General features: G+C 63.1%; 15 protein-coding genes. 2 read left to right on the top strand and 13 right to left on the bottom strand.

The features are described from left to right. Positions 1-54: 54 nt before the first annotated feature. The 13 genes from NKH41_RS12825 to NKH41_RS12765 all read right to left on the bottom strand — a co-directional run bounded on the left by NKH41_RS12825 (position 55) and on the right by NKH41_RS12765 (position 12467). Positions 55-1272 carry an MFS transporter gene (locus NKH41_RS12825; RefSeq protein ID WP_352501517.1) on the bottom strand — a complete coding sequence of 406 codons (1218 nt, stop codon included), beginning with the start codon at positions 1270-1272 and terminating at the stop codon, positions 55-57. After that, complete coding sequence (nusB, locus tag NKH41_RS12820; RefSeq protein ID WP_023674496.1) at positions 1269-1769, bottom strand: transcription antitermination factor NusB; 501 nt, start codon at positions 1767-1769, stop codon at positions 1269-1271. Before nusB ends, NKH41_RS12825 begins: the two co-directional genes overlap by 4 nt. After that, a complete protein-coding gene (ribH, locus tag NKH41_RS12815; protein ID WP_023674495.1) occupies positions 1766-2260 on the bottom strand; it encodes a 6,7-dimethyl-8-ribityllumazine synthase in 495 nt (164 codons plus the stop codon). The genes nusB and ribH overlap by 4 nt, the downstream gene beginning before the upstream one ends. Before the next feature lie 130 nt (positions 2261-2390). Continuing rightward, on the bottom strand, positions 2391-3008 hold the full coding sequence (locus tag NKH41_RS12810; protein WP_352766897.1) for a riboflavin synthase: 618 nt from the start codon (positions 3006-3008) through the stop codon (positions 2391-2393). Between the two features lie 30 nt (positions 3009-3038). Then, positions 3039-4169 carry a bifunctional diaminohydroxyphosphoribosylaminopyrimidine deaminase/5-amino-6-(5-phosphoribosylamino)uracil reductase RibD gene (gene ribD / locus NKH41_RS12805; protein WP_352932784.1) on the bottom strand — a complete coding sequence of 377 codons (1131 nt, stop codon included), beginning with the start codon at positions 4167-4169 and terminating at the stop codon, positions 3039-3041. Between the two features lie 2 nt (positions 4170-4171). Beyond that, complete coding sequence (nrdR, locus tag NKH41_RS12800) at positions 4172-4681, bottom strand: transcriptional regulator NrdR (RefSeq protein WP_352472013.1); 510 nt, start codon at positions 4679-4681, stop codon at positions 4172-4174. Between the two features lie 153 nt (positions 4682-4834). Next, the gene (locus NKH41_RS12795) at positions 4835-5419 is read right to left on the bottom strand and encodes an invasion associated locus B family protein (RefSeq protein ID WP_352932781.1); all 585 of its coding nucleotides are present in this window, start codon (positions 5417-5419) and stop codon (positions 4835-4837) included. Positions 5420-5488: 69 nt separating this feature from the next. Continuing rightward, positions 5489-6802 (bottom strand): serine hydroxymethyltransferase, encoded by a 1314-nt coding sequence (glyA, locus tag NKH41_RS12790; RefSeq protein WP_352932778.1) that lies wholly within the window; start codon positions 6800-6802, stop codon positions 5489-5491. Between the two features lie 116 nt (positions 6803-6918). Further along, the gene (locus tag NKH41_RS12785; RefSeq protein ID WP_352932775.1) at positions 6919-8565 is read right to left on the bottom strand and encodes a Na+/H+ antiporter; all 1647 of its coding nucleotides are present in this window, start codon (positions 8563-8565) and stop codon (positions 6919-6921) included. Positions 8566-8694: 129 nt separating this feature from the next. Continuing rightward, positions 8695-9948, bottom strand: coding sequence for a L,D-transpeptidase family protein (locus NKH41_RS12780; RefSeq protein ID WP_352820055.1), 1254 nt, complete (start codon positions 9946-9948; stop codon positions 8695-8697). A 338-nt stretch (positions 9949-10286) separates the two neighbouring features. Next, positions 10287-10802, bottom strand: a complete 516-nt coding sequence (ldtR, locus tag NKH41_RS12775) for a transcriptional regulator LdtR (RefSeq protein WP_023674486.1) — start codon at positions 10800-10802, stop codon at positions 10287-10289. A 202-nt stretch (positions 10803-11004) separates the two neighbouring features. Beyond that, positions 11005-11427, bottom strand: coding sequence for a DUF6163 family protein (locus NKH41_RS12770; RefSeq protein ID WP_352932772.1), 423 nt, complete (start codon positions 11425-11427; stop codon positions 11005-11007). Next, entirely contained in the window at positions 11424-12467 is a 1044-nt protein-coding gene (locus NKH41_RS12765; protein WP_352817666.1) for an enoyl-CoA hydratase/isomerase family protein, read from the bottom strand. The genes NKH41_RS12770 and NKH41_RS12765 overlap by 4 nt, the downstream gene beginning before the upstream one ends. 145 nt (positions 12468-12612) lie before the next feature. On the opposite strand from NKH41_RS12765, the gene NKH41_RS12760 reads away from it, so the two are divergent. Beyond that, the gene (locus tag NKH41_RS12760) at positions 12613-13437 is read left to right on the top strand and encodes a DUF8605 domain-containing protein (protein WP_352932769.1); all 825 of its coding nucleotides are present in this window, start codon (positions 12613-12615) and stop codon (positions 13435-13437) included. An 86-nt stretch (positions 13438-13523) separates the two neighbouring features. Then, entirely contained in the window at positions 13524-14555 is a 1032-nt protein-coding gene (hemB, locus tag NKH41_RS12755; RefSeq protein WP_352542426.1) for a porphobilinogen synthase, read from the top strand. Positions 14556-14651 lie beyond the last annotated feature (96 nt).

Raw genomic sequence — 14651 nt, 5'->3', positions numbered from 1 at the left:
AATTTTGTTCGGATGCGAGTGACTCCGCCGTTGCCTCGTCCCGACAGCGTGACGTCAGCTGGCCGCGCGCAAGCCCGTCATCTTCAACACGCCCAGTGCCACGAAGCACAGCACGACGACCGGGAAAATCATCCAGTTCAACATCTCCCAGCCCCAGGCATTGTAGACCGCCCCCGACATCAGCGAGGCGAAGGCGACGGAGCCGAACAGGACGAAATCGTGAAACCCCTGGACCTTGCCTTTTTCGGATGACTGGTAGCTGTCGGCCACCATGGCGGTGGCACCGATGAAGCTGAAGTTCCAGCCAAGGCCGAGCAGGATCAGCGCCGTCCAGAACTGCCACAGTGCCAACCCTGACAGCGCCACTGTGGCGCAGCCAATCAGCAGCACCAGGCCGATCGCCACGATCCGCTCAGCGCCGAAGCGATAGATCAGCGACCCCGTGAAGAAGCTCGGCGCGAACATCGCCATCACATGCCAGGAAATGCCGAGCGTGGCGTCGTCGGTCGAAAGGCCGCAGCCGACCATGGCCAGCGGCGCGCCCGTCATGACGAAGCTCATCAGCGCGTAGCTGCCGACGGCGCAAAACAGCGCTGCGACGAAGCGCGGCCTGGTGACGATTTCCGAGAGCGGCCGGGCGTCGCTGTCGGCGATTTCCACCTTGTCGGTTGCCTTGGCCGGGATGCGCAACAAAGAGAGAATGGCGGCGCCGACCGCCGCCAGCACCAGGATGGACGCAAACGAGCCGGCAAACTTCACCGGCGAGAACAGGTCGCCGGTGAAGATGACGATCTGCGGTCCAAGGATGGCGGTGACGATGCCGCCGGCCAGCACGAAGGAGATGGCGCGCGCCTTGAATTCAGGCGGCGCATTGTCGGCGGCGGCAAAGCGGAACTGCTGGACGAAGGCGCCTCCGATGCCGATCACGGCCAAGCCGAAAGCGAATAGCCAGAAGCTGGCATGAAACAGCGCCAGCGTGGCGACCAGCCCGCCAAGCGCCGTGACCGCTGTGCCGGTCATGAAGCCGTCGCGCTGGCCGAGCCGGCGGATGATCGCCGCGGCCGGCAAGGAACCGAGCGCCACGCCGACATTGAAACCGGTGATCGGCGCGGTTGCCAGCGACTTGTCAGCATCGAGCAGGTACTGCCCCGCCAATCCGCCCATGGAAATGGCGATGGGTGCGGCCGAGCCGATGATCGCCTGCGAGGCTGCGAGGATGAAGGCGGTGCGACGCGCTTCCTTGCCCGCCCCAACGGCGACGATAGCAGTCATGAGGCGTCCTTGCCGCGGCCCTCGCCACGCACCCGGCGCGACACGCGATCAAGCACCGCATTGACCAGTTTCGGCTCGTCTTCCTCGTAAAATGCCTTGGCGATGTCGACATATTCGGAGACGATAACCGCCACCGGCACGTCCTCGCGCTGCATCAGCTCGTAGACGCCGGCGCGCAATATGGCGCGCAATGTGGAATCGAGCCTCGACAGAGGCCAGTCCTCGGTCAGCGCCTGTCGGATGACTGGATCGATGGTCTTCTGGTGCTCGACAACGCCGGCAAGAATGGCGCGAAACCATTGCGCGTCGGCCTCGCGATAGAGCGCGCCGTCGACTTCCTTGCCGAGCCTGAACGCCTCGTACTCGGCGGTGATCTCGAAGACGCCGCTGCCGGCGACATCCATCTGGTAGAGCGCCTGCACGGCGGCCAGACGGGCAGCACCGCGCTTGTTGGCGTGGCGCACCGTGGGCTGGCCGGGCGAAGCGGGTTCGCTCACGAGGGCGCTCCCAGCTGTTCCTTTAGAGCGATCATGGTCAGCGCCGCACGCGCCGCAAAGCCGCCCTTGTCGCCTTCCGAACGCCTGGCGCGTGTCCAGGCCTGTTCGTCGTTTTCGGTGGTCAGGATGCCGTTGCCGATGCAGACCGCATCCTGCACGGACAGGTCCATCAGGGCACGGCTGGATTCATTGGCGACGATATCGAAATGATAGGTGTCGCCGCGGACCACCGTGCCGAGGGCGACGAAGCCGTCATAGTTCGTCCCGCCTTCGGAGGCACCGTCGAGCGCGAAGGAAATCACCGCCGGGATTTCGAGCGAGCCCGGAACGGTGACGACATCGTATGTCGCGCCCGCTTCCTCGAGGGCCTTTGTCGCGCCTTCGAGCAACGCGTCGGCAAGGTCGTCGTGAAAGCGCGCCTCGATGACAAGAAGGTGGGCCTTCTTCTTCGGACGGATGAACGCTTTGCCGTGTTGGGATGTGCCTGCCATAGATGTCTCCGGGGATCGCCGGTGACTTAGGCCGAAGCCGGTTTGATCGCAAGCGGAAGATTGCCGAAGGAACTTTCAAGGCCAACTCGGCGGCGGTCGCACCAGGGAATGGGCTTTATGGACGAGCGCCTCAAAGCCCCTCTTTAGCCGCCTCCACCAGTCGCGCCGCATAGCGGGCCATGGTGTCGATCTCGAGATTGACGCGATCGCCGACCTGGCGTTCGCCCCAGGTGGTGACCGTCAGTGAGTGGTGGATCAACAGCACGTCGAAGCGGCTGCCTTCGACCTTGTTGACGGTCAGCGAAGTGCCGTCGAGCGCGACGGAGCCCTTGGGGGCGATGAATTTTGCCAGGTCGCGCGGTGCTTCCAGGGTGAAGCGAACGGCGTCGCCCTCTTCCTTGCGCGCCACGATCTCGGCCATGTCGTCGACATGGCCGGACACTAGATGGCCGCCAAGCTCGTCGCCGATCTTCAGCGCCCGCTCCAGGTTGATGCGCGTGCCGGATTTCCAGCCCATCGCGGTCGTCAGCCTGAGTGCTTCTTCCCAGGCCTCGACCTCGAACCAGCGTGCGTTGGCGCCGTCTTCCGGCAATCCCGTCACCGTCAGGCAGACGCCGCCACAGGAAATCGAGGCACCGATGGCAATGGTCTGCGGATCGTAAGCGGTGTCGATACGCAAACCGACGCCTTCCCTGAGCGGCTTCACGGCAGCGACGGTGCCGACATCGGTGACGATTCCAGTGAACATTAGTTTGGCCCCGTGAACATCAGGTCGGTCCTAGATGTCTCTTATCCATTCCGCATATGTATCTTCGCCGAAACGCATGTTGCGCAATTTGCGAAATCCCGGCGGGATATTGTTGGCATCGATCGGCGATACAATGCCGCCCTCGCCGATCGCGTCCGGCCCCTGAAACAGCACGATACGATCGACCAGTTGTTCGTCGAGGAACGCCTTGGCCACCCTCGCGCCGCCCTCGACCAGGACGCTTGCCATGCCGAGCGCCGCCAGATCCTCGAGCAGTTCCGGCAGCGCAATATCGCCTTCATAGGTCTCAGTACCGATGAAGCGAACGCCGGCACGTTCGAGCGCGGCGCGCCGGTGCGGATCGGCCTCGGCGCAGGCAGCGACATAGAGCGGCACACGATCGACGCCGGCGACCAGTTTCGAGGTCTCGGGTAGCCTGATCTGACGGTCGAGTACGATGCGCGCCGGCGAACGGCTCTCCAGTCCCGGAAGCCGAACCGTGAGCGCCGGATCGTCCTCCAGTGCCGTGCCGATGCCGATCAATATGCCATCGGCTTCGGCGCGCATCAGATAGACTTCGCGTCGGGCGATATCGCCGGTGATGGAGAGCTGTCCCTCGCCTTTGACGCCGATCTTGTTGTCGCTCGAAAGCGCAAGTTTCAGGATCACTTCCGGGCGTTTTTTCAGAGATCGAATTAAATAGCCGGCCATCTGCTCCGCAGCCTCGGCCGCCAACACTTTTTCCACCACTTCGACGCCGGCGGCACGCAAGATTGCATAGCCCTTGCCGGAAACACGCGGGTCAGGATCGCTGGCAGCGCCGACCACACGCGCCACGCCGGCACTGACCAGCGCATTGGCGCAAGGCGGCGTGCGGCCGTGATGGGCGCAGGGCTCCAGCGTTACATAGGCGGTGGCGCCGCGCGCCAGTTCGCCGGCCTCTGCCAAAGCCTCGGTCTCGGCATGCGGCCGGCCGCCGACGGCGGTGACGCCGCTGCCGACGATCATCGGCCCGTCGCCGTCATCGCGCACGATCAGCGTGCCGACGGAAGGGTTGGTCGAGGTCCGCCCGGCATTCTTGCGCGACAGCCTGAGGGCTGCCGCCATATAGCGGCGATCGAGGACCTCTTGTTCAGCCGTGCTGCGTCCGGACCCTGCCATGCTCAGCTGGCGTCCTCTTCGCTCTTCAGCTCTTCGCCCCTGGGCTCGTCGGCTTTGAGCTCGTCGCCTTTGAGTTCGCCCAACACGTCGTGGAAATCCTTGGCCTCGCGGAAATTGCGGTAGACGGAGGCAAAGCGCACATAGGCGACATCATCGAGCGACTTAAGCGCCTCCATGACCAGCCGGCCGACTTCCCCCGAGGCCACCTCGGTCTCGCCCGAGCTTTCGAGCTGGCGCACGATGCCGGTCACCGCCCGATCGATACGTTCCGGGTCGACATTGCGCTTGCGTACCGCGATCTCGACTGAGCGCAGCAACTTGTCGCGGTCGAACGGCACCTTGCGCCCAGACTTCTTCACCACGACGAGATCGCGCAATTGGACGCGCTCGAAAGTGGTGAAGCGGCCGCCGCAATCCGGGCAGACGCGCCGCCTGCGGATCGCTGCACCGTCTTCGGCAGGGCGCGAATCCTTCACCTGCGTATCTTCGGACTGACAGTAGGGACAGCGCATGGAGAGCCTTCGGTTCGCGATTCTCGTAGTGCGAACGGCTTAGAGGTTTTTGCCACGATGGCAAAGTATGGCCGATGACCGATCGCGCCTCAGAGATAGCGAGGCACGAGGAAAATTGCGAGAGCGGCAATCAGTTGGACGGCAATACGCCAATCAGGGAGCGACGTCGCCGGTCGGGAAGCCGCAGGACGTGCCGAGATAGCGATAGGCCTTGGTGAAGCCGTCCATCGATATAGTCGCGACCGGCTTGTCGGCGAAGCTGACATCGAGGGCGCTGGTACGGCGCATGGCACGCAGTATGGCAAGCGTGGTCTCGGGTTTGTTGTCCATCATCCACTGTCCGTCGGCGATAATATGAAAACCAGCCTTGATCTTGTCGTTGACGTCACGGAACACCGCCGGGATGTTGTCCCCCTTGGGCAAGTCACTGTTTCTCACGGCGATGATGAGGCTCGGATAGCCCTCGGGTGGCAGTACGTCGCCATTCGAGATGGCCAGCGTGAGGGTGCCACTGGTGCCGTTAGCGTCGAAAAAGACCGTCGAGGCGGCGCAGGTCTTGCGCACGTCCTCACCGGTGTTGACCTCGTCCACCGTGGTGGACCACCTGACGAAGGTCTCTGTCTTGGGTGCTGCCGGCGTCGGCTCGGTCTGCGCCAAGGCCGCGCCGAGTAGCTGAGAGGTGGCTAAGGTGAGCAAGGCAGCGCCAACACTGGTGAAACGGAAAATTCGCATCATCATCAAGCGTCTCCGAGATGCAGCCGTGGCCAGTTGATCGGCGCCGTCACAGTTGGGGACCGACGCCCTGCGTCAACCAAGATACGGGTAAAGCGGAAAACGATCCGTCAATGCCGCCACCTTGGCCTTCACGGTTGCCTCGACGGCCGCATTGCCTTCGTCGGAATTGGCGACCTTCAGTCCATCCAGCACTTCAGCGATCAGCTTGCCGATCTCGCGGAACTCGGCCTGACCGAAGCCGCGCGTGGTGCCGGCCGGCGTGCCGAGCCGAACGCCCGATGTCACGAAAGGCTTTTCCGGATCGAAGGGGATGCCGTTCTTGTTGCAGGTGATGTTGGCGCGGCCAAGGGCAGCCTCGGCGCGCTTGCCGGTGGCGTTCTTGGGACGCAGGTCGACCAACATCAGATGGTTGTCGGTGCCGCCGGAGACGATGTCGAGACCGGTTTCCTGCAGACTGGAGGCCAGCGCCTTGGCATTGGCGACGACGCTCTCCGCATAGATCTTGAAGCTCGGCTTCAGCGCCTCGCCCAGAGCCACCGCCTTGGCGGCGATCACATGCATCAGCGGTCCACCCTGCAGGCCGGGGAAGACGGCCGAATTCATCTTCTTGGCAACATCCTCGTCATTGCAAAGGATCATGCCGCCGCGCGGCCCGCGCAGCGATTTGTGCGTCGTGGTGGTGACCACATGGGCATGCGGCAGCGGAGACGGATGCATGCCGCCGGCGACCAGGCCGGCGATGTGGGCCATGTCGACCATCAGATAGGCACCGATCGAATCGGCGATCTCGCGAAAACGCTTCCAGTCCCAGACACGTGAATAGGCTGTGCCGCCGGCCAGGATCAATTTCGGCCTGGTCTCATGGGCGGTCTTCTCGATCGCATCCATGTCGAGCAGATGATCGTCCCGGCGCACGCCATAGGAGACGACCTTGAACCATTTGCCGCTCATATTGACCGGCGAGCCATGTGTCAGGTGTCCGCCGGAATTGAGGTCGAGGCCCATGAAGGTGTCGCCGGGCTGCAGCAACGCCAGGAACACCGCCTGGTTCATCTGGCTACCGGAATTCGGCTGGACGTTGGCGAAGTTGCAGCCGAACAGCTTTTTCGCGCGTTCGATGGCCAGTTCCTCGGCGACATCGACGAATTGGCAGCCGCCATAGTAGCGCTTGCCCGGATAGCCCTCGGCATATTTGTTGGTCATGATCGACCCCTGTGCCTCGAGCACGGCACGCGAGACGATATTTTCCGAGGCAATCAGCTCGATTTCGTGGCGCTGGCGGCCGAGTTCGTTGCGGATTGCGCCGAAAATCTCGGGGTCGGCATCGGCAAGCGTGGTTTCGAAAAAGGATTCGAATTTGTTCGACACTGCCGCTGCTGTTGCCATGGGCTGAAATCCTCAAGGTTCGGGGTCTGTCGCGCCATTAACACAGTTGCTTTCGGCCCGCCACGTTTGCAGCGCGAAATTTGCTGGCCGGATTGCGCCAGAGAGACTGGCAGCCTCTATTTCCTTGCCTGCCGGCCCTTCAGCAGGGCCTCGGTGAGCGTGATCTCGGTGAACAGCGCCTGCATCGTATGGTCGTTAATCTGGCCGCTGCGAAACATTGCGCGAACCGCTGCGCGTTCGGCCTCAATGCCCGCCAGCCTCAATTCGAGCTCCAGCCGTCCGGCCTCGCGGGCCTCGGCGCGCGCCTCGTCGGCCTCGTCGGAGGCAGCGATGCGGCGACGGTAACCGGCGACGATGCTGTCGGCGGCGGCAAGCCGGGCGCCGGGTATTTCCCCTTCATCGCCGTCGGTCGCGCCGGCCATGCTCTCGATGCGGGCGATGGCGGCCTTGGCCGCGCCCACGCGCGCAAGACGCTCCTCGGCAGCGCCAGGATCCTCGCCCGGCTCGACCAGCCCCCGTGCCACCTTGGGCAAGGCAAGGCTGGCTATGAGCAATGAGCAGATGATGACGCCTGCGGCGAGGAAGATCACCACGTCGCGCGCCGGAAAGGGCGAACCATTCGGCATGGTGAGCGGCAGCGACAGGATGCCGGCCAGCGTGATGGCACCGCGCACGCCGGCAACAGAGCCGGCGATCCGGACGCGCAGCCCGAACGGCTCGGCCTTCTGCTCGCGTAATCGCGCTGAGACGCGCGTCGCGATGTCGCCGACCCAGATCCACAGGAAGCGCAGCCCGATCAGGCATAGTGTCAGCGCGACCACCGTGGCGATTGGCTGGATGACCGGATAGCGGCTGCCGAGCTCAGACGGCACGTTGCCGATGATGTCGGGAAGCTGCAACCCGAGCAGGATGAACAGCGCGCCGTTGAAGACGAAGGATAGCGTCGTCCACAGCGATACGGTCTGTATGCGCGCCGAGACGCCGAGAAAGCGGAAAATCCCGGAGCCGCCGGTGAGCACTCCGGCCGTGACCGCCGCCAGAATGCCCGAGGCGCCGACATTCTCGGCGCCGAGATAGGCGATGAACGGCAGCAGGACCATGACCAGCACCTGCGCCTCGGACGGCACGCCGCCGATACGGTTCAGCAATTGCAGCACCTTGGCGGCGACGAACAAGGCAGCCACGCCGGCCAGGATGCCGGCAGCGACGGCATAGAGGAAAGTCACGGATGCCGCGACGAAGGAGAAGCTGCCGGTCAAGGCAGCTGCCACCGCAAAGCGGAACATCACGAGGCCCGACGCATCGTTGAGCAGCGCCTCGCCCTCCAGGATGTGCATCAGCCGGGCCGGGACCAGGCTCTTGTCGACGATCGAGGAGACGGCCACCGCATCCGTCGGGGACAGCACCGCAGCAAGTGCGAAAGCGACGACGAGCGGGATGCTCGGGACAAGCCAGTGCAAAGCGTAGCCGAAGCCGACAATGGTGAAGAAGACCAGCCCGATGGCGAGGTCGAGGATCGGCCCGCGCAGCGCGATCAGTTCGCGCTTGGGCGCACCATAGGCGTCGCTGAACAGCAGCGGCGGGATGAACACCAGCAGGAACAGCTCGGGATCGATCTCGACATGCATTCCGCGCACCGGCCAAGCCAGTGCCGCGCCGATGGCGATCTGCAGTACCGGCAGCGGCACCCGCACCAGCCGGACCAGCGCGCCCGAAACGGCGACGAAGATGAGCACGACCAGAATGAACATTGCGACATGCATGATGCGATTTCCGACTACAGCGCCGCGCGTTCTTTGCCGGCAATCAGTCCAGCAAAGCTTGCCGCGAAAGACCCCGGCAACGAAAAAGGCCGCCCTTCCGGCGGCCTTTTTGCAAATGAACTCAGCTGCTTAGAGCGCGGATGTGATCTGCAGCTCGTTGGCCCCGTCGAGGCCGTAAATGTCGTCACGGAACTGGACCACGCCCGGCCCTGTCGACCAGGCCGAGACGTAGAGAAAATAAACCGGCACCGGATTGGTGACCTGCACCGGCGTGTTCTCCCCGGTCTTGATCGCCGCCTCGAAATGCTGGCGATCCCAGCCCGGTGTGTCGCGCAGAATCCAGGTGACGAGGTCGCGCACGTTCTGAACCCGCACGCAGCCAGAGGAATCGAAGCGCATCAGCTTGCCGAACAGGCTCTGCTGCGGCGTGTCGTGCATGTAGACGCCGTCCGGGCTGGGAAAATTGATCTTGACTGAGGCCATCGCGTTGCCGGAACCGGGATCCTGGCGGAAGCGGTATTTGGCGGCATCATCGGTCGACCAGTCGACCGTCATTGGGTCGACCTCGCTGCCGTCCGGCGCAAACAGGCGGATATGGCTATCCTTGAGATAGTCGGGGTCCTTCCGCATCAGCGGAATGATATCCTTGCGCACGATCGAGACCGGCGCGTTCCAGTACGGATTGACGATGATTTCGTTGATCTTGGAATTGACGATCGGCGTCTGGCGATCGATCTTGCCGACGATTGCGGTGTGGCGCAGCACAACGCGGTCGTTCTCGACAGCCTCGATCTGCGCCGCCGGGATGTCGACCAGAACATAGCGGTTGCCAAGCGTGCCGGCCCGCTCACGCAGCCGTTGCAGATTGGTCTGGAGCTGACCAAGCCGAACCGGCGCCGACACGTTCATTGCCGCGAAAGTATATTTGCCCGTGGTTCCGTCGGCCGGCAAGCCGTGCCGCAACTGGAAGCGCTTAAGCGCCGAGTCGACGTAAGAATCGAACGCTTCCGAGAGCCCGGCGCTCTGCGCCAGATCGCCCGATATCATCAAGCGCCTGCGCAGCGGCACCACATCGGGATCCTCGACGCCAAGCTGCAGCTTCTTGGTGTCTGGAACCTGCTCCCAGCCGCCTTGCGCGACGATATTCTGATACTGCATGATCGCCTGCTCGGTGAAGGACACCGTCTGCAGGCTGAAGATCGGCAGCGTCGAGGCAACCTTGCCGCCTTCGCTGGCACGCGCATCGAATTGGTCGTCCCAATTGCCGCGCGCCGAGGATTTCAGGATATCCCCGATCACATCCTGCGCACTGGCGCGGCCGGCGACCATTGCGGCTGCGAGCGCGGAGGCTCCTGAAAGGAAGAAACGGCGACTGGTTCTCATGGACGTTCCAGACATTCTTGCTACAATTCAACCCACCGGGCGGTCTCGCCCGCACTCTAGAGTTGGCTTCTTAACAATTAGCCAACCATGGCCCGCATCACTTCGGTGTAAAACCACATGGGAAGTGACTTGAGCACAGGACAAATGCACGGCTTTGGCCCCAGCATCACCCGCATCTTCGGTTCCATTGGAATATGGCGGCAACGTGGCTGTTGCTCGAATTTGGATCGGCCGGCCTGACGAAACGGCAAGACCGGTGCTTTTCGGCACCGGCCTTTGGTCCACTCCGCGGCAGCACTTCCGTAGTCCAGCCTCAGATCTAGATGCGGCGGATGCGATTACATCCGGTAGGCGATGGTATCGTTCCAGAACCGATCCAGGCGCTGCAGGGCGCGGTTCATCTGCTTGAACTCTTCCGTATTGATGCCGCCAACCTGCTCGATCGAACCGACATGGCGCTCGTAGAGGCCGGCGACGACTTCCGCCACCTCATTGCCCTTCGGCGTCAGCGAAACCCGTACCGAACGGCGGTCAATGCGCGAGCGCTGGTGGTTGATGAAGCCGAGATCGACCAGCTTCTTCAGATTGTAGGAGACATTCGAGCCGAGATAGTAGCCACGCGAGCGCAGTTCGCCGGCGGTCAGCTCCGAATTGCCGATGTTGAACAGGAGCAGCGCCTGGATGGCGTTGATGTCGGAGCGACCGTTGCGGTCGAATTCGTCCTTGATCACATCAAGCAGACGGCGATGCAGCCGCTCGACCAGCTGCAGCGATTCCATGTACAGCGAACGGATCGCCTCGCGGCGGTCATCGGATACGTTGGCGGTCTTCGCCGCCGGACGCGAATTGATCATTGTCTTTGCCTCTCGTTTGTCGCCCGGTGATTTTTTGTTCTTCACCTTGATCGCGACACTATCGAATACTCATAAAATTCGACTTAAACGCCAAGGCTAACAAGAGCTTACCGGTAAGGGGTTTCGAAAGAGGCTTAACGGACGGTCACCCGAGCAAGGATAATTAACCTAAAGATTTAGCCAACGATCCTGGCCGGAATTGCTATCGCCGGGGTTGCCGCTTCTGGATCCAGATCACCACGCGGAACACTATGTAGAGCAGCGCCACCGCAAGGTGCGAGGCGACGATCAGCGGCCGGTGGCCGAACAACTCGGGGAAGCCAGCATACATGACGCACTCGGTCACCGCGCAGATGAACCAGATCACCGGCCCCCAGGACGCCAGCATCCACAGGCCGGCGGCAGCGAACGGAAAAAACACCGCCAGCACCACCGCCGCCACCTGCCAGTGTACCGGCATCAGGTCGAAGCGCCACAACGGGCCGGGGTAAACGCCGATCAGCCGGATCCAGTACAAGATGCCGAACAGCAGACAGTAGCCGGCGATGACGCGCTGGAACCAGGCGAAGATGACCTCGATCGTCGAGGGCTGCAGCACCACGCGTCTCGAGGCGACCTCGCTCACAGCTTCAGTTCCCGTTCGCCGAGCGGTGCGAAATAGGCGTCGACGTTGGCGGCGCTGACGTCATCGATACCTGCCGGCCGCCATTGCGGCGTCGAGCCTTTATCGATGATGGCGGCGCGGATACCTTCATAGAAGTCGTGCCCGGCAAGCATGCGGTTGAGGATACGGAACTCCATTTTCATGCACTCGTCCATCGACAACGTCTGCCCGGCGCTAATCTGGCGCCATGCAACATGCAGGCTGGTCGGTGAACGTGTGCGGATGGTGGCCAGCGTCTTCGCCGCGAACTCGTCGGCAGCGGCTGCCCGCTCCAGACTGGCGACGATATCGGCCAGCGACGGCTGCGCGAAATGCCGGGCGATGGCTTCCAGCGTCGGCCTGTCGGTCTCGCGCCTGGCCGGGATGAAGCAGCCGCGCAGCACCGATTCCGGGTCGCCGCTTTCCGCCAGACGGTCGAGGAAGCCGGCCTGGTCCTCCGCCTTGATCGTATGGGTGGCGAGGCCCGAGCACAAAGCATCGCCATAGCGGATGCGGTTGCCGGTCAGCGCCAGATACATGCCGAAGCTGCCGCCGAGATCCGGCAACAGATGGCTGGCGCCGACATCCGGGAAAAAGCCGATGCCGACCTCGGGCATGGCAAACTGGGCGTTCTCGGTCAGCACTCGCTGTGAACCATGGAAGGAGATACCTACGCCGCCGCCCATGACGATGCCGTCGATCACCGCGACATAGGGTTTCTTGAAGCGGGCGATGCGGGCGTTCAGCCGGTATTCATCGGCGAAGAAATCGACCGGAGGCCTTCCTGCGCGGCCGGCTTCGTAGATGTGGAGGATGTCGCCGCCCGCCGAAAATGCCCTGCCCTCGGCCTTGACGACGACAACGTCGACGCCGTCGTCGCGCTCCCAACTGCGCAGCGCCTTGTCCAGCGCCTTGACCATGCGGTGGGTTACGGCATTGAGCGCCTGCGGCCGCGTCAGCGTGACGACGCCAGCCCTGCCCAATCTTTCGAAGCGAATCTCGTCGCCTCCGCCAAAATCCATCGCCAGAGAATCCCTCCCCGCGCCCGCCGGGAGTGAAGTGCTAAAGCGTGGCGCATGGCCGCGTCAATGGCGGCGGCCAATCCGCTGCATGGTCGTCGGCGTCACCCAGTGCTAATGCTGGCGCTTTGAACCGGAAGGTTGAACCATGCCTTGGTTGCCGCGCCTTGCTGTTATGGTGGTCGGCCTGATCGCTGCGAACACTCCTCCCGTATCGGCCGAAACCGTCGACGAGCTCTATCAATCGCAGGCCATCGTCACCGGCCAGGGCGAGGTCAACAGGCAGATCGGCTTCAAGGCCTGCCTCGATGCGGTGCTGGTTCGTGTGTCCGGCGATCAGCGGCTGCCGAAGAGAACTGAGATGGCGGCGCTGCGCGACAAGGCCGGCAGCTTCGTTGCCGAATTCCGCTATCGCGACCGTCTCGAAGGCATTCCAATCCATGACGAACAAGGCACCCATGACCGGCCGCATGATCTCACTTGTCTGTACAGGCCTGACGTTATCGATCCGGTGCTTGCCGCGCTTGGCAGCAAACCATGGCTTGGCGAGCGGCCACGCCTGGCAATTTTCCTGGCGGCGGAGCAAGGCACAAGGCAGTTCGTGCTGACCGCCGACGATGAGCGCGGGGCGGCGATGCGCGAATCCTTCGTCAATGCCACCGGTCCGCTGGTCATGCCGATTGTGTTTCCCGAAGCGTCACTGCTGTCGGCCTCGAAGCTTGACGACCAGGCCCTGCGCCATGCCGATATCACGACGCTGGACCAGCTTGCCAGGAAGGCCGGAGCCGACCAGGCGCTCGCCGGCAGTATCGTCTGGAGCGACAAGGAACTGGGCTGGATAGCCGACTGGCGGCTTGCCTTGAATGGCAAGAGCTACAATTGGCAAGTGCGCGGCGTCAGCTTCGACGAGGCATTCCGCGTCGCCATGCGGGGTGCTGCGCAGATCCTGTCGGGCAATGGCCAACCAGAATAGCGCCCGACAGGGCCCTGGCACAATCGTGTCGCATTGGTCAGCAGCGGAGGCTCGTGGTAAAAGCCGCCCGATCCGGAGTTTTTGCGATGAACAAATTCACCCCTGCAAAGCCTGCCGGCGCGCGCAGCGTCGACGAGATCACCGGCAGCCGGCGTCTGCGGCGCATGCGCAAGGCCGATTGGTCGCGCCGCCTTGTCCAGGAGAACCGGCTCTCGGTCGACGATCTGATTTGGCCGATCTTCGTCGTCGACGGCAGACAAGTGCGCGAACCGATCGCCGCCATGCCCGGCGTGTTCCGCCTGTCGCTCGACCTCGCCGTCAAGGAGGCTGAGCGCGCGGCCAAGCTTGGCATTCCGGCGATCGCCACTTTCCCCAATGTGGAGCTCGGCCTGCGCGATCAGACCGGTTCGCACATCCTCGATCCGGAAAACATCATCAACCGCGCCACCCGCGCCATCAAGCGGGCGGTGCCGGAGATCGGCATCATCACCGACGCGGCGCTTGACCCGTTCACCTCGCATGGCCATGACGGCATCTTGCGCGAGGGCATTATCGTCAATGATGAAACGGTGGAGCAAGTGACGGCGGCGGCCGTCATCCAGGCGGCGGCGGGGGCCGACATCATTGCCCCCTCGGACATGATGGACGGCCGGATCGGTGCCATCCGCGATGCGCTCGACGCCAATGGGTTTCAGGATGTGGCGATCATGTCCTATGCGACCAAGTTCGCATCCGCTTTTTACGGCCCCTACCGTGAGGCGGTCGGCACCGCCGGCCTGCTCAAGGGCGACAAGAAGACCTATTATATCGATCACGCCAATTCCGACGAAGCGGTGCGCGAGGCCGAGCAGGATCTGGCCGAGGGCGCCGACATGCTGATGGTCAAGCCCGGCCTGCCCTATCTCGACATCATCCGCCGGCTGAAAGTCGAGTTGCAGATGCCGACCTTCGCCTATCAGGTCTCGGGCGAATATTCGATGATCAAGGCCGCCGCCGCCAATGGCTGGATCGACGGCGAAAAGGCGATGCTGGAATCGCTGCTCGCCTTCAAGCGCGCCGGCTGCGACGGCATCCTGACCTACTTCGCGCCGGAAGTGGCGGCGATGCTCAAGGGGTGATGCGCCTTTGTAGCGTCTACATCGAGTAGTGTTCGTTCGTCCAAAGCGCGACATGGAACGCCGCAGGACATCGCTTCAAGTTTACGCTGCCCCTCG

The organism is Mesorhizobium sp. M1169, assembly GCF_040318345.1.
Taxonomy (GTDB): Bacteria; Pseudomonadota; Alphaproteobacteria; order Rhizobiales; family Rhizobiaceae; genus Mesorhizobium.
This window is presented reverse-complemented; position numbering and strand designations above follow the sequence as displayed.

Coding starts and splice junctions, on each gene's coding strand:
- NKH41_RS12780 (WP_352820055.1), bottom strand. CDS start 9,948: ATGAGAACCAGTCGCCGTTTCTTCCTTTCAGGAGCCTCCGCGCTCGCA.
- NKH41_RS12765 (WP_352817666.1), bottom strand. CDS start 12,467: ATGGATTTTGGCGGAGGCGACGAGATTCGCTTCGAAAGATTGGGCAGG.
- hemB (WP_352542426.1), top strand. CDS start 13,524: ATGAACAAATTCACCCCTGCAAAGCCTGCCGGCGCGCGCAGCGTCGAC.
- NKH41_RS12810 (WP_352766897.1), bottom strand. CDS start 3,008: ATGTTCACTGGAATCGTCACCGATGTCGGCACCGTCGCTGCCGTGAAG.
- NKH41_RS12825 (WP_352501517.1), bottom strand. CDS start 1,272: ATGACTGCTATCGTCGCCGTTGGGGCGGGCAAGGAAGCGCGTCGCACC.
- NKH41_RS12795 (WP_352932781.1), bottom strand. CDS start 5,419: ATGATGATGCGAATTTTCCGTTTCACCAGTGTTGGCGCTGCCTTGCTC.
- NKH41_RS12785 (WP_352932775.1), bottom strand. CDS start 8,565: ATGCATGTCGCAATGTTCATTCTGGTCGTGCTCATCTTCGTCGCCGTT.
- nrdR (WP_352472013.1), bottom strand. CDS start 4,681: ATGCGCTGTCCCTACTGTCAGTCCGAAGATACGCAGGTGAAGGATTCG.
- NKH41_RS12760 (WP_352932769.1), top strand. CDS start 12,613: ATGCCTTGGTTGCCGCGCCTTGCTGTTATGGTGGTCGGCCTGATCGCT.
- glyA (WP_352932778.1), bottom strand. CDS start 6,802: ATGGCAACAGCAGCGGCAGTGTCGAACAAATTCGAATCCTTTTTCGAA.
- ribD (WP_352932784.1), bottom strand. CDS start 4,169: ATGGCAGGGTCCGGACGCAGCACGGCTGAACAAGAGGTCCTCGATCGC.
- ribH (WP_023674495.1), bottom strand. CDS start 2,260: ATGGCAGGCACATCCCAACACGGCAAAGCGTTCATCCGTCCGAAGAAG.
- ldtR (WP_023674486.1), bottom strand. CDS start 10,802: ATGATCAATTCGCGTCCGGCGGCGAAGACCGCCAACGTATCCGATGAC.